Source organism: Microcoleus sp. POL10_C6, from assembly GCF_036701585.1.
Classification (GTDB): Bacteria; Cyanobacteriota; Cyanobacteriia; order Cyanobacteriales; family Microcoleaceae; genus Microcoleus.
Map to the genome: position 1 here is coordinate 42,306 of NZ_JAUBRB010000045.1, position 14,991 is coordinate 57,296.

A 14,991-nucleotide genomic window follows, 5' to 3' on the forward strand; every position below is an offset into this window, starting at 1 on the left:
CAAATTGTTATAGACTTTTGGAAGAGGTCTAATGAACCGCAAAACCTCGCTCGACAATGAACCAATAAAAATTAGCGATGACTAACAAACCTATCGATTTGTCTACTAACTCAATTAAGGTAAAACTGCTAAATAATTTAGCGCAGGAATTGCTCACACCACTCACTTCTGTCCTCGGCATGGCAAGCGTGTTGAAACAAGAAATTTATGGCCCCTTAACGAGCAAGCAAAAAGAATATATTGACGTGATCCAAGACAGCAGCCGCTCTTTGCGATCGCTAGTTGAAGAAATTTTGGAACTGGCAGAACTAGATGATTCCGCTTTCACCTTAAAGCGAACCGCAGTCGATATAGAAACTTTGTGCCAGCAGGTTGTGACCATCCTGTCCTCCGCGGCAAGTAGACGAGAGCAAGAAATTAATTTGTCGATGGGGCCCGGGTCGCGCATCTGGTTGGTAGATAAAGATAAGGTTCAGCAAATGCTGCACCACTTAATTTTTAGCATTATTCAATCTGCTGGGGCAGGCAGCGTGATTCGAGTCCACGTTTCTCGGAAAGAAGACGGTATCAACATCGGAGTTTGGGTTTTTCATCCTTGGTTAGGGGAAAGTTTGCCCCATGCTAAACTCTACACCGACTACTTGTTGAATGCCGGATCTGGTAGCGGTTCGCCATCGAACTCCGAAACCGACTCCCTCGGACTCGAACCGCAATTCCCGACACAGGGTTCGCAGCGCTTAACGCTGGCGTTTTCTGAGTTGGCGGCTTTGGTGGCACAGAATGCAGAGGATAGCGCACCTGTTTTAGCTGGTTACGGGGCGCGGGAACGCTTGGGGTTGCTGCTTTGCTGCCAATTGGTGGAAATTCAAGGCGGTCAACTCTCGATTCAAGGAACCCCGGAATCTGGATATCGCTACGTGCTCTGGCTGCCCTGCACAAATGCTACGGAATTGTTGGAAGGCTAAAGAAGGAAGAAGGAAGTTCGGCAACGGATTTTCTAACGGATGTAACGGATGGAAAGAAGAAGGAAGAAGAAACAAGTCATTTGTTAATTAATACTGAGATGTTGCACCATTCTCAATAAGGCTTTTATGCGCGGGCTCGCGTGCCCCACCCACAAGAAATTTATTCTTTGTGGAGCCGACCAGAAAAGCCTTAAGGGAGAATGGTGCAAGATGGGAGTTACTACCAATTGTCGATGCTTTTAGACTCAATTCCTAATTCCCAATTCCCAATTCCCAATAACCAATAATCAATCTAAAAATGAATTCAGTTTGGCAACAGTTAACTCTGGCAAATTTGCCACTCTCTCAGTGGCAAAGTAGAAGTTATTTATTCAATTTGGCGATCGGCTCTTTACGCAGTTGGCGGCAGAGTAGCTGGCTGATGCAGTGGGCCGAACCCTTGGGCTTTGTTTTGCTGGCCTTGACTTTCGGTTTTGCGCCGTTTGTAAACAATGCCTTGGTGGGGGTGTTGATGGCGGCTAGCGCTGCATTTTGGGTGCTGCTGACTGTTTCGGACGATCGCGAGATCCCCTTCACGCCGATTCACTTGCTGGTACTGCTGTACTGGGGCATTGCCACCGTCGCAACCGCCATGTCGCCGGTGAAAGTCGCCGCTGCTACTGGTTGGAGCAAGCTAACGCTGTATTTGCTGTTTTTTGCGCTGATGGCTCGGATATTGCGATCGCCCCGTTGGCGATCGTGGTTAATTGCCGTATTTTTGAACGTCTCTCTAGTTGTCAGTTTCTACGGCGTGCGGCAGTGGATTGACAAAGTGCCGCCATTAGCTACTTGGAACGATCCGACTTCTACTCAAGCCAATGTCACGCGAGTTTACAGCTTTCTGGGAAATCCTAACTTGCTGGGTTCCTATTTACTGCCAGCTATTGCATTGAGCGCCGCCGCACTTTTTGTGTGGAAAGGATGGGGAACAAAAATTTTAGCGCTGACGATGCTGATAGTGAATTGCGCGTGTTTGCGCTACACGGACAGCCGGGGTGCTTGGATCGGTTTTGTGGCTCTACTGGTGGTATTTTTAGTGCTGCTGTGGTACTGGTACAGCCCTTTGATGCCTCGGTTCTGGCGAACTTGGGCGCTGCCGTTAGGGTTAGGAGGTTTGGCTGGGGCCTTAATTTTGGGAGTGGCTTTAGTGGAGCCTCTGCGCGATCGAGTTTCGAGTATGTTTATCGGCCGAGGTGACAGCAGCAACAATTTTCGGATTAATGTTTGGACGGCGGTGATTGACATGATTCGCGATCGGCCAATTCTCGGAATTGGGCCGGGAAACACTGCTTTTAATAAAGTTTATCCGCTTTATATGAAGCCGAGATTCACTGCTTTGAGCGCTTATTCCGTGCTGCTGGAAATTGCGGTGGAAACCGGTTTTATCGGTTTAATGTGTTTCCTTTGGCTGATGACTGTCACCGTCAATCAAGGTTTGTTGCAGATCAAAAATCTGCGGGATGCACAATTTAACATCTCTAATTTACAGGAAGAATCCCGAAATCCCAAATCTCAAATCCCAAATCTCAAATCGAATCAGGGGTTTTGGTTGATTGGGGCGATCGCAACTTTAGCCGGCATGATGGCCCACGGTTTTGTCGATACAGTTTGGTACCGGCCGGAAGTTAATATGCTGTGGTGGTTGATGGTGGCGATTATTGCTAGTTTTTACAGCAACTCGCACCATAAGGAAGATTCAGCTTTGACAGAGGGCGAGTAGATAGAATTGCTGGCGGGGCTTTCTCCCCGCCCGGTGCGGATGCGAGCAAGAGGGTGTTGCTCCTAACATCATCCGCTTTCGCAGCACTTGAAACCATTGTCCAGCAAGGATTCCACCCCTTATATCCAATCCGTTAGCATCGGAATAGTAAATTCAAGTTCGCTGTTGACGGTTGACGGTTGACAGTGGACAGTGAACAGTCAACCGTCAACCGTCAACATCATAAGGAGTGTAACCGGAAATGATATTATTTCTCAAATACCGCTCCTCCAAGCCCTACGAATACTCAGTTAGCCACGGCAGTACAGTCACTACTGCTTTGGCTAACAGGAATTTCAATCCAGAATTCAGCCCCTTGACCGGGTTCAGAAAAGCATTGGAGGGAGCCACCATGTTTAGCAACTACAATTTGATAGCTAATTGACAGTCCTAATCCAGTCCCTTTACCAATAGGTTTTGTGGTGAAGAAGGGGTCAAACAACTGTTGTCTAACCTGTTGCGTCATCCCCGAACCGTTGTCTTGAATTTGAATCACCACTCTTTTAGAATGACTAGGCTGAGTATTGTTAGTAAATAACTTAGTCCGAATTGTGATGCAACTTGGATTATTGAGTGCGTCTTTTGCAGAACGCTGAGCGTTGTAGTTATCTAAAGCATCAAGCGCGTTTGCCAGAATATTCATAAATACCTGGTTCAACTGACCTGCATAGCACTCTACCGTTGGTAAATCGCCGTATTCTTTGATAACTTCAATGGCAGGACAATCGGGTTTTGCTTTCAGCCGATTTTGCAAAATCATGAGTGTGCTGTCAATTCCCTCATGGATGTCAACAGGCTTCATTTCTGCTTCATCCAGTCGCGAGAAGTTTCGCAGGGATAGGACAATTTGACGAATGCGATCGGCCCCTACTTTCATTGAACTCAGTATCTTGGGCAAGTCTTCAATCAGGAACTCTAAGTCGATTTCTGTAATCTTCTCCTCAATTTGGCGGTTGGTCGCTGGATAGGTCTGTTGATAAAGCTCCACTAAGTCCAGTAAATGCCCCGTATACTCAGCAGTGTGGATCAGATTGCCGTAGATGAAGTTCACTGGATTGTTGATTTCATGGGCCACTCCAGCCACCAGTTGCCCCAACCCTGACATTTTCTCAGTTTGAATTAATTGGGTTTGCGTGCGTTGCAGTTGCTCTAGGGTGGCAGAGAGATGTTGATTTTTCTCGTGCAATTCCTGAGTTCGCTGCTCCACTCGCTCTTCCAGCGTGTGGTTTGCTTGCTCCAGTTGCGCTTTTGCCAGGGCAAGCTTGTTGTATAGCATTGCATTTTGTAGCGAGATCGCTGCCTGCGCCGTGAGCAACCGCAGAACTTCCATACGGCTGCGGGTGAAAGCGGCGATGGTCAAATTATTTTCCAGATACACCATGCCAATCAGGTTGCCACGATTACAGATTGGCATACACAGCAAGCTTTTGGGCTGTTGTTGAATCATGTAGGGATCGGTGGCAAAGGTCGTTTCCAGTCGGGCATCATCCAGCACTAAAGGCTCGGCAGTGCGGGAAACATAGTTGACAACGGAGTGGGGAATGTCGCGGCTCGATCGCAGGGGTCGCGAGCGCAAGCCAAACGCCGAATTTTCACCGAATTGGGAGCGCTGGGTCCCCACTTCTAACGGAGTTTCGATCTCAATATTGGTCGCGGTTTGGGCCGCAATCACCCAATTTTCCTCATGTCGCAGCAGCAGTACACATTTTTCGGCTCCGGCATTTTCAACCACTACCTGCATCAACGTTGCCAGTAGCTTCTCCAACTCAATTTCTCCGGCCAGCGCATGAGATGCTTTGATCACCGTTGCCAAATCTAGAGCTTCGGAAATGCTGGAACTGCTACTACGTCCCGCCCCGGTGGTGGTGGAGCGAACGGCCCGGATGGGAGAGCTTGCGTCCTCGCCCTGCACCATCGGAGCCAAGAGTTGGGGATAGCGGTGTTCCAGGTCATCTAGCTTTGCCTTCGCGCCCCAGCGTCCATAGGCATAATAGGCATTCGTCAGGTAAACCTGAGCGATCGCTTCTTTGCCCCAGTCTAGATAGAATCGAGCTGCAAGTTCGTTGGCAAGGGCTTCTTCTTGCGTGTATTCGTTGGCTTTGGCCGCCGCGATCGCGCGATCGTAGTGATCGAGCGCGACCGCCGTTTGACCCAACACCCGACACTGTTCCGCTGCCACCAACTCAAATTTATGCAGATAATTCATGGGCGCATGACTGGCCCAGGTTTGCATTTGTTGCTGGTTCTCAGTCACTCGTTGCAGCAATTCTGCCTGTTCAAACGGTGTAGCAGTAGGATAGGCAGCCAGCGCAGTGAGCGAATCATAAAACTGAAAGACCGGAATCGTGGCGTATCCGGTACCTCCTCCTAGATACTGTCTGGCTTGAGTAGCAGTTGCGATCGCCAAAGACAGATCCCCAAACAGATAGCAGAGAATTAGTTTATGAACGTAGAAATAGTGAAGTCCTGTAAATTCATTTGCAGCAATTAGCTGAGGTAATAATTCTTCCTCGTTCAATGCTTGACCAGTCAGAACACAAGCATTCTGGGCCTTGCCTAGTAAGTTAAGAACCGCTTGATGATAGATCCGGCAGTAGTTGAGGGTGGTAATTAGTTGGAAATTCTTCAGGACAAGACTATAAGCCTGCATATCTTCCTCTAGCCGAGGCAGTTCCCGCCCCAGGAAATAGGAATACTGACAAATATCTTTCGCATTGAAGCCGACGTAGTAGATATTTCCCGTGTCGAGCGCAATTTTATAGCCTTCCAACATCAACTGCACAGCATTCTGGAGATGAGATTTCAGATAGATGAGGAAAGCACCCACGACATATAAAACCGTGGGCTTGATGACGTTGATATTCAACTTGGCATTCAACCCTAACGCCAATTTGCCCACCCGATCGGCCACTTCAACGTCTTGCAAAATCCCGTTTAGAAGAATCCCGTAGCAGGCATAGCAGAACGCAGAAAAGGGCGCATTACCATACTGAATCGAGGCTTTCACCTGCGACAAAATGAGCAACGGAAACAGATTCGGGGTGGCAATATAAACAGCGGGAGCCACACTGGCCACAATTTGAACAACCGCCAGTTTGTCTGCCGCCGTCATCATCGGCAAATCGACCAGTTCTTCTGGATTACGCCCGCCCAGCAGAACAGCCGTTTCTTGGAGGGCTGCCTGAATGTCAGCCGGGGTGGGTTCAAGAGGAAAAACCAGGCCGAACTGTGCCATTGCTTGCCGAGCGATCGCGATCGCAGCCAGCACATTATTTTGGGCTGTATAGGCCTGAATTTTGATGTCGTAAATGCCCACGCGATCGAGCAAAGTCTTGGCTTGCTGCATCACGGCCTCACCCAGTTCCTCCATCTGCTCATAGGCTCCGCAGAGATAAGCCGCTTCAGCCGCTGACTCATGCAGAGACAGGGTTAACACATACTGACGATGCCAGCAGTCCGATCGCAGCAAGCGGATTCCCCCGGTCAAATACTCCATAGCAGCTTTGTGCGCGGTGGAAGCGAGAGCTTTTCGTCCTGCGATCAGGTTGAGTTGAGCGAGTTGCTCCCGCTCGTCCTGCGATCGAATCAACTCGATACCGATATTCAGGTGATTCACAATCTCAAAAACGTTGGCTTCTCGCTCGGCTTCTGGCACATTGTTCAACAGCCGTTGCCCGATTTTGATATGAGTCGCCTGTTTGTCATCGTCTGGAATCAACGAGTAGGCTGCTTGTTGGACGCGATCGTGAAGAAAGTGGTAGGAGACGATCGGTTTTTCCTGAGCGCTAGGGATGGGTGCATTTTCTGTCACAAGTGTCCAACCATCGGCCGGGAATAATTTGTATCCCTCGCCGCCCAAAGGCAAAATCACTCCTTCTTTGAGGGCTTGCCACAAAGCAGCAGCCGTCTCTGTGGGAGATTGCTCATACACGATCGCCAACGTTTCCAGGTCAAACTGGTTGCCAATACAAGCCGCCAGTTTCAAGACATTTTGGGTTTCCAGCGACAACTTCTGCAATTGCTTGGCCACAAATTCCACCACATCCTCAATCAGGCTCATAGCCCGGATTGGGGCGATGTCATAATGCCAACCGCCCACCGAGGCATCAAATATAATCAGTCCATCGTCATAAAGCGATTTAATAAATTGATTGCTGAAAAAAGGATTCCCCTGGGTCTTTTGATGCACCAACTTTGTCAAGGCCATTGCTTGCTCTGGTGAGGCATTTAGAGTATCGGAAATCAAGTAATTCAGGTGGATGGGGGTCAAGGGAGCTAGAGCAATTTTATTGACCGTGACCGATGCCTGCTGCAGTTCTTCGATCATCTGCATTAACGGATGCGCGGACGAAACTTCGTTATCCCGATACGCACCCACCAGCAGCAAATAGTGGCTTTTTGCTTCGCTCATCAGCAGTTGCATCAGCTTGAGCGAGGCGGAGTCTGCCCATTGCAGGTCATCCAGAAAAACCACCAGGGGATGCTCTTGCGTGGTGAAAACCTGGATGAACTTTTGGAACAACAGATGAAAGCGATTTTGGGCTGCACTGCCGGACAGTTCCGACGCAGGAGACTGTTCACCAATGATTCGTTGGAGTTCTGGAATTACTTCGATGATCACCTGGCTATTCTCGCCCAGTGCCGCCAGAATCTTGGTCTTCCATAGATCGATCTGGGCATCGCTCTCGGTCAGCAGTTGCCCCATCAAGTCGCGGAACGCCTGCACCAACGCCGAGAAGGGGATATTGCGTTGGAATTGATCGAACTTGCCTTTGATGAAGTACCCGTATTGGCGCACGATCAGCTTGTGCACTTCGTGGACGACGGCCGTTTTGCCCACGCCGGAAAAGCCTGCCACCAGCATCAGTTCGGTGGCACCCTGCTGCACCCGCTCAAAGGCTGCCAGCAGCATGGTCACTTCCGCTTCCCGACCATAGAGCTTTTCAGGAATCACGAAGCGATCGCAAGTATCCCGGTATCCCAGCTTAAACGGCACAATGATGGCCGTTGCGTTCCATTGATGCAAACAGGTTTCCAGGTCGTGCTTCAGTCCCCAGGCGGTCTGATAGCGATCTTCGGCATTCTTCGCCATCAGTTTGCTCACCACCTCCGAGAGGAGCTGGGGCACGGCAGGATTCAGGTTATGGACGGCGGGGGCTTGTTTGGCGATGTGGCAATGTATCAGTTCGAGCGCATCGTCCGATTGAAACGGTAACTGGCCAGTGAGCAATTCGTAGAAGGTGATGCCTAGCGAATAGAAATCGGTGCGGTAGTCAATGCCCCGGTTCATCCGCCCGGTTTGTTCGGGGGATAAATACTCCAGCGTCCCCTCCAGCACTGAAGGACTGGTCAAAAGTTGCGTTTCTCTGGGCAGCAGGGAAGCGATGCTAAAGTCAATCAGCTTAATCTGCTTGGTGGTGGGATGAATTAAAATATTGGCAGGCTTGATATCTTTATGAATAATGCGATGACGGTAGAGATTGTGGAGCGATTGGGCAAGGGCGATCGCAATCTGCAAAAATTCGGTGAGAAACAGTGGCTCGTAGCGAGGAGCCTTATCAAGTGAGGTGTTCACTTCAGACTGCTGGCCCCAAAGCGCTGCATACTCCTTGAGTGAAATTCCTCCGAAGTCCTCCATAATTAGAGCAAGCTGATTTTGGTAGGTTTCCAGACTATAGAAACGGACAACATCAGCCATGTTCAAACTTTGGGCGATCGCATATTGGTTCTTGAATTGTGCTAATTCAACCAGGCTGGGATAAGCCGTTTTTAGAAGTTTGATCACAACGGGGGTTTGATCCCACTCTCGCCAGCCCCGGTAAACCACCGTTCTGGAACTGGTGTAAATCATTTCATGAATTCGATATCCTGGAATTCCAATCAAGCTCTTTAGCATAAACCCTATTCAAGACAATGGATTCATTCTATCCACTCTCAAGGTTACTTTCACACTACACTCATATTTTTTTCAGCATAAACCGATGGAATAGATAGAGCACAAGCCATTTGTAAGTATAAAAGTAATACTACTGAAAAACGATGGTAGAACAGCAGCGTTATCCGTTCTACCATCGCTACAACAACTGACCAATGGCAATAAATTAGACGGCGCTCAACACTGGCTCTGAAAGAGCCGCCTTGCCAAACGGATTTTCGTAGGAATGAGTTTTGATGTAAACCAAAAATTCATTGACCAGTTCTGCAAAATAGTCAAAGGCGACATCAATAAACTCCATCGCTTGTTGGCGAATCTCCTCTGGCACTTCAATTTCTCTGATGGCTTGCAAAGAGGCTGGAGTATGGAGCGTATGGGTATTTTCAATGTGATTGTGGCACATACCAAAATAGCGTAATTCATCCCCTGTCATGGCTTGCAGTTGCATTGCCACCGGATTGGTTGCCCGGAAAAAAACATTGGCTGTGACTTCAGAAACCTCGATCGCCACCAGCTTCATGATCGGATCGGCTTGGTAGGTGTAGCGTTCAAACAGAGGAAGCATGGAGCGAGATACCTTGGTGTGCTCACTCCAAATGAATCGCACAACGTCGCTGAAAGGCATGGAATAATTCATGCCCATCTTCTCCATATCTTCCAGCAACCATTGCCAGTGAAAATGTTCTTCATAAGTGTGCCGATTCACGATTTCTTGAATCTTGTTTGTCGTGGGTTCCTGTCGCAAAACCCGCTTGCACAACTCGCTGAACTCCAGCGCCAGTGGGGTAATCACTGGCGCAAATGCCAGTTTTTGGCGAGGCTCCACACTTTCATCTTTCATATACTCGAAAAACGGCAACTGAGCAAACTCCTGATTCTTTTTCTCTATTATATCTAGAAGTGTTTTCATCTCAATTTTCCTCAAGTAATGGGCAACTATTTAGGAGTTGAATTTAGCTATACCCAAATTCCCCTCTTCCAAGGAATTTGAAGTAGCGGCTTATTCGTAACAGGAAATCCTTTAAAATCTCCTCACATTAAGGGCAATCAGTCAAATAAAATCAGACTGATGCAGTCACAACTTGGAGTCTCTAAAAATGAGTGAAGGCACTTTCATCGCTGCAAGCAATTGTAACTTAAAATTTTTGTTAGAGCCATCGGGAAAACTACTGTTTAGCCAACTGTCCAAACTGCTCATTCAATACTGAGTATTTCCCATTATTCAGTAATTATACGGAGGCTACTGATTGCTTTTTATCTATCTGAAGCACTTTGAAAATTAGAGGTTATCGGTAAAATTTGAATCTCAAATTTATATAATCCAGTTTCAGTCTAGGTTTCGTCCTGTCTAAATTTGTTAGCCTAACTAAGTAAATCTACGATTATGTAGATATACTGACACGGACTACTGTGATAGGAGGACAGAGACTGTTATCCTAGAGCAGACTCAACAAAAAAGTCTGGGTCATGTCAGATATTAAGTACATGGACAGAAATATTTACACAAATATAATTTTGCAAGGCTCACAGGAAGAGAATTTCCGATTCTATTTTGTGTAATTAATTCTGTCCAACTACTTACAGTAAAATATAGAGTCTTAAAGGTCGTAGAGGAAATCCCACCAGAGATTACTTTTGAGGAAGTTATGAATAGGGTTTACTTCCTTGACAAAGTTGACCGAGGTTTGAAGCAAGTTGAAGCCGATGATATTATTTCCGGCGAAGCAGCGAAAAAAGCGGCTCAGAAGGTGGGACGAGTAAATTGGACAAATCAGCCTTTAGCGGATATCGAAGTGATCGCTACATCGTGGCTGTAAGGACACAGCAATGATCGATAGTAAGGTGCGCAGTGCGCACCCTGCATACTACTACTACATACTACATACCTGTTTGTGTAAAGTGGTGATGGTACACTCTACAAAATTTATTGAAAATAACTCTTATTCTTCGCTCTCCGGAGTCATGATGAATCTCGGACACGCATATTTTCCACCATTTCTATCTCTGCACTGTCGCATCGACGGATTCGAGCTGAACAGCATTTCCACTGATTGATTAAGGGCAGGTTTAACAGTCGCAGGAGTTGGCACTGCTTTTGAGGCTTGACTTAGCTCCAGGACCGTTATAATTGCCAGTAGGGTTGATGAAAGCAAAACTGTGCGTTTCATTTATTTCTTTTTTCCTCGTTTAATCGTTGACGTGCCATCCCTATCCATATATCCTCATCGAATTCTTGAGAATCCGCATACTTTAGACAAATTTTCCACTGCGGTAGCGCTTCCTTAGTATTTTTCATCTTTTCTAAGACTTGCGCTTTTAAGCAGTAAGTTGCTGGTCCTTCACTATCAAGTTTAATCGCTTCATCCAGATGCTGCAATGCCTCTGAATATCGACCCTGTTCCAGGCGAGCCCATCCCAAGTTTTTGAGTAAAGAATATTTTACTCGATCGTCCTCAGCTAATTTCAAACCTTGCCACAGGAAGTGAACCGCAGCCGGATAGTTTTTTTGATCAACTATATATAACCTAGCCAGGTTGCTGTAAGCAGCAGGCAGACCGAGTTTGGCAGCTTGCAGATATTTTGCTCTGGCGCATTGTAAATCTTGCACCTCTTCGCAAAGCCATCCTAAATTGTAAAGAGCTGTTCGGCTTTTTGGATCTACCCAGAGCGCTAACTCATATGCTTCTTGAGTATCAGCGAATCGATTGGCTTTGTAGTTTTCAAAAGCCCTATTATTAAAAAAAGATGCCAGTTCCGGCAACCCAATTTGCCAGCCGCCAAAGCCTACTGCTAGCATCAGCAAGAAGGCTCCCCACTTGGAGTTGTGATGCTTTTTCGCTGGCTCTTTCATAGCATTGAAAATGTTAGCTAATGGTGTCATTTTTAGCATTTTTTAACTTGAGAGTTGGGCGATATTTTGTTTACCAGATTTAATTGCCACCCTAATGGCATCATAATCTTAAGAAATGACTCAGGTTTGAGCCTATTTCTCATAAGAGTTTGTCAGTCCACAGCCGAATGCTTGGGTAATGCTCCCACTAGCCAGAGGTATTCGAGCATAGGTTAATCATTCATGAGACTCCACAAGCCATCCGGATATTTTCAGGAAAAAGAAGCGGGAAGCAGGAAGAAGGTAGAACTCTTCCCCTCGCTTAAGTAATAATACTTAGTCAGCGGTCAGTCGATCGACTGTATGGGACTGTATGAGGAGATACAGCGTATTCCAGGTTTATGAAGTGTAGGGACTTACCCTGGGCCATGTCCCTACCGAGAGCGAACGAGCTGGGGTGTAGTTCATCAACCTGGTATCTTCTGTAAGATGGACTCCGGTGAAATAACTCTAATTAAGTTTGTAGTGACGATGGAAGTCCTCAAAATCCTCAAGGGAGGATTTTGAAAAATATTATGATGAGTAATTAACCGAACTAGATTTAAAATAGCCAATCATTAATGAGCAATCACCAATCATGAATCACTAATGACTCCTGACTAATAAACATCTCCATAAATTAACTTTCAACCTTCGAGGAGCAAAGGTTTTAGTTTATTTTTCGGAGATGTCTAATGACAAATGACAACTGACAACTGACAACTGACAACTGACAACTGACTAAAATTGCTTCATCGCTCTTTCCATATCCCGCTTGTCTTCGCGTTTCTTTAAATCTTCGCGCTTGTCGTACAGTTTTTTCCCTTTACCCAAACCGATATCAAGTTTTACCCAGCCGCCTTTCAAATACATTTTTAACGGCACTAAAGTCAAGCCTTTTTCTTCCACTTTGCCGATTAATTTGCGAATTTCCTGCTTGTGCATCAGCAATTTACGGGTGCGGCGGGGTTCGTGATTAAAATAGTTACTAGCACTTCTCCAAGGCGAAATGTGAACGTTGATTAGCCACAGTTCCCCGTTCCGAACTAAACCATATCCGTCCCGCAAATTGGCTTTTCCTTCCCGAATTGATTTGACTTCGGTTCCCTTCAATTCGATTCCCACTTGGTATGTCTCTATAATTTCATAGAGATGGCGCGCTTGTCGGTTATCGCTAACAATTTTGTATCCTGGGCTTTTTTCGCTCATTTTTACCTCCGCTAAAATTAATTATTATAACGCTAGCTTCTCTGTAGAGAAAATCGAAGCTTGACAAAACTTAAATAATCGGTCTGGACATTACCAATTTGGCTGAGCTAAGATGTCACCAACGTGAATGTCAAGCGGTATCATGCAGCGCACCAATATCACTGATTCTGCAATTCCAGATTCTGTTACTCCTCATCCTGCGGTTAATTTGGTTTGGCTGGCTCCTTTTTTGCTGGCGCTTGCTTGGTTTTGGGCCAATATCTCGGCTGTTAAGTGGCTGTTATCCTCGTTTGTTGAGATACCCACACTATATAAAATAGTAATTGGCTTTCTGATTGTAGCATTAGTAGTGCGATCGAGCGGGAACTGCGTTAGCGCAGCCCTCGAAGAAAATCGCCCGCCGGGATTTTCGCCAAATTTCGTTTTGAGGCGATATCCGCTGCTGTTGATGTTGAGTGCGGGTATTTGCTCGATCGCCCTTCAGTACATAATTGATATCAAACAAGTTACTGTCCTGCTATTTATCCTCGGAACTTACGGGCTGTGCGGCTTATTCGTCGAGCAGAACTTTTGGCAAAAAAACTTGCCTGTGGCGGGCTTGCTGGCTTGTATTTTACCATTCAACAGTCAGTTTAATAGCGGCTTAGGTTTGCCGGCGCGAGTGCTGACTGCTCAGGTAGTAGAACAGTTGCTGTCAATGCTGCACGTTGGCGCTATTTCTTCTTACGATATTATCGTTTTGGAAAACGGCATCGCTCACGTTGACGTGCCTTGTAGCGGCATTAAAACCCTCTTAGTCGGAACGCTATTTTTGCTAGCTGCTACCTGGCTGGAAGGGCGTAAATTAAGTTTAAGATGGCTAGCCGTCGGCGCTGCTAATCTCTTAATGTTAGTGTCTGCTAACACTGCCCGGGTTGCCGTGTTAGTCCTGGTTTCAGAAGTGTTTAACCAGCCAAACCTAGCACAAATTATGCACGTTCCTCTGGGAATTGTCGGTTTAGTATGTGCTTCTTTTGTAACCTGGTTAATGCTGCAACGAGTACCGAAATTTCAGCAAAAAAAAACCAGCGGTATTTCTGCAAAATCCAACTCAAAAATACTACAGAATCACCCTTTAGCCAAACCCGGAATAATTGCCGCAGTCATAGTTTTGGCAGTCATGGCTCAACTGTCTCATGTAGAAACGTCAAAAATGGCGATCGCACCTTTAAGATTGCCTGAATATATTAAATCAGAGTCGATTCCCCTGAATGCTAGCGAACAAAAATTCTTTGGCAACTATCCGGACACGCAAACACAAAAAATCAGATTTGTCGCCGGCAACTTGCGCGGTTCCATGCTCACAGTAGCCAGCACATCGTGGCAAACTTATCACGCCCCCGAGTTGTGTTTTGTAGCGAGCGGAATTCCCGTCAATCGCATAGAAAAAACACAGCTAACTCCTGCTGTAACGGGGCGCTGGCTGTCTCTCCAAGACAACCAACTATCCGCTACATACTGGCTGCAATCTGCACAGCTAACTACAGATAACTTCATGTCCCGTATCGGTAGCGACCTCACCCACAAAAATCACAATTGGGTGCTAGTTTCTATTTTATTTGACAGTCCGGTACAAGCACAAAATCATGAAGTAAAAGAGTTTGCTGGTAACGTATACGATACCATTAAACAAAGCTTACAAGGAGAAATAAATGAAAATTAAACAGGTATTTGATGGAATTTTTCAAACGATTTTTTGGGCGTGGAATTTGACGTTTTTATCGATTGTTTACTTGGGACTTTTGCCTATTATAGGAGTGCCATTAATTATGGCGACAATCGATGGCACCATCCCGCTAGAGTTTTCTTTGACCATGGCAGCTACGATCGCAGTACCCACTGTATGTACTGTAATAGGAGGTAGGCGTTTTGGCAAGCAACCCCTACAGCTAATGCGTTGGTTTTACGGCGTAGAAGCACCGCTATTTTTGCTTTGTTTGCTCCGCTTGTTCCTGCTGCGAGAACTCACTCCAGCTAGTTCTCTAATCATCGCTACTATTGTTTTGTGCATCGCGGCATTTTCAGTGGAAATGCTATACGGATATCTGGGTAAAAGAGAAAATGTTCACAATATCTCAGATTCTCAAACTTCTCATAATAAACGTAAGGATTCAGGTCTAAATTTGAGGAATTAAAGATGGTTCTTGCAGATCTGGATTAACCATCGCTTTTATAG

10 protein-coding genes are annotated in these 14,991 nt (G+C 46.4%); 5 read left to right on the forward strand and 5 right to left on the reverse strand.

What is annotated here, in order from left to right:
- Positions 1-77: 77 nt before the first annotated feature.
- Positions 78-965, forward strand: a complete 888-nt coding sequence (locus QUA34_RS22005; RefSeq protein WP_333081781.1) for a histidine kinase dimerization/phospho-acceptor domain-containing protein — start codon at positions 78-80, stop codon at positions 963-965.
- A 298-nt stretch (positions 966-1,263) separates the two neighbouring features.
- The gene (locus QUA34_RS22010) at positions 1,264-2,724 is read left to right on the forward strand and encodes an IctB family putative bicarbonate transporter (protein WP_333322717.1); all 1,461 of its coding nucleotides are present in this window, start codon (positions 1,264-1,266) and stop codon (positions 2,722-2,724) included.
- 286 nt (positions 2,725-3,010) lie between these two features.
- On the opposite strand, the gene QUA34_RS22015 is transcribed toward QUA34_RS22010, so the two are convergent.
- Positions 3,011-8,659, reverse strand: a complete 5,649-nt coding sequence (locus QUA34_RS22015) for an AAA family ATPase (protein WP_333389229.1) — start codon at positions 8,657-8,659, stop codon at positions 3,011-3,013.
- Between the two features lie 205 nt (positions 8,660-8,864).
- Positions 8,865-9,608 carry a hypothetical protein gene (locus tag QUA34_RS22020; RefSeq protein ID WP_333322719.1) on the reverse strand — a complete coding sequence of 248 codons (744 nt, stop codon included), beginning with the start codon at positions 9,606-9,608 and terminating at the stop codon, positions 8,865-8,867.
- 736 nt (positions 9,609-10,344) lie between these two features.
- On the opposite strand from QUA34_RS22020, the gene QUA34_RS22025 reads away from it, so the two are divergent.
- Positions 10,345-10,515: a hypothetical protein gene (locus tag QUA34_RS22025; protein WP_333081775.1), complete on the forward strand. Its 171-nt coding sequence runs from the start codon at positions 10,345-10,347 to the stop codon at positions 10,513-10,515.
- Between the two features lie 123 nt (positions 10,516-10,638).
- On the opposite strand, the gene QUA34_RS22030 is transcribed toward QUA34_RS22025, so the two are convergent.
- The 3 genes from QUA34_RS22030 to smpB all read right to left on the reverse strand — a co-directional run bounded on the left by QUA34_RS22030 (position 10,639) and on the right by smpB (position 12,776).
- On the reverse strand, positions 10,639-10,866 hold the full coding sequence (locus tag QUA34_RS22030; protein WP_333081774.1) for an Osc7112_2153 family protein: 228 nt from the start codon (positions 10,864-10,866) through the stop codon (positions 10,639-10,641).
- Entirely contained in the window at positions 10,863-11,588 is a 726-nt protein-coding gene (locus QUA34_RS22035; protein WP_333081773.1) for a tetratricopeptide repeat protein, read from the reverse strand. The genes QUA34_RS22030 and QUA34_RS22035 overlap by 4 nt, the downstream gene beginning before the upstream one ends.
- A gap of 720 nt (positions 11,589-12,308) precedes the next feature.
- A complete protein-coding gene (gene smpB, locus QUA34_RS22040) occupies positions 12,309-12,776 on the reverse strand; it encodes an SsrA-binding protein SmpB (RefSeq protein WP_006631384.1) in 468 nt (155 codons plus the stop codon).
- Between the two features lie 127 nt (positions 12,777-12,903).
- Between smpB and xrtO the strand changes: the two genes are divergently transcribed.
- Positions 12,904-14,478 carry an exosortase O gene (gene xrtO / locus QUA34_RS22045; RefSeq protein WP_333389230.1) on the forward strand — a complete coding sequence of 525 codons (1,575 nt, stop codon included), beginning with the start codon at positions 12,904-12,906 and terminating at the stop codon, positions 14,476-14,478.
- Positions 14,468-14,950: a hypothetical protein gene (locus tag QUA34_RS22050; RefSeq protein ID WP_333389231.1), complete on the forward strand. Its 483-nt coding sequence runs from the start codon at positions 14,468-14,470 to the stop codon at positions 14,948-14,950. Before xrtO ends, QUA34_RS22050 begins: the two co-directional genes overlap by 11 nt.
- Positions 14,951-14,991 lie beyond the last annotated feature (41 nt).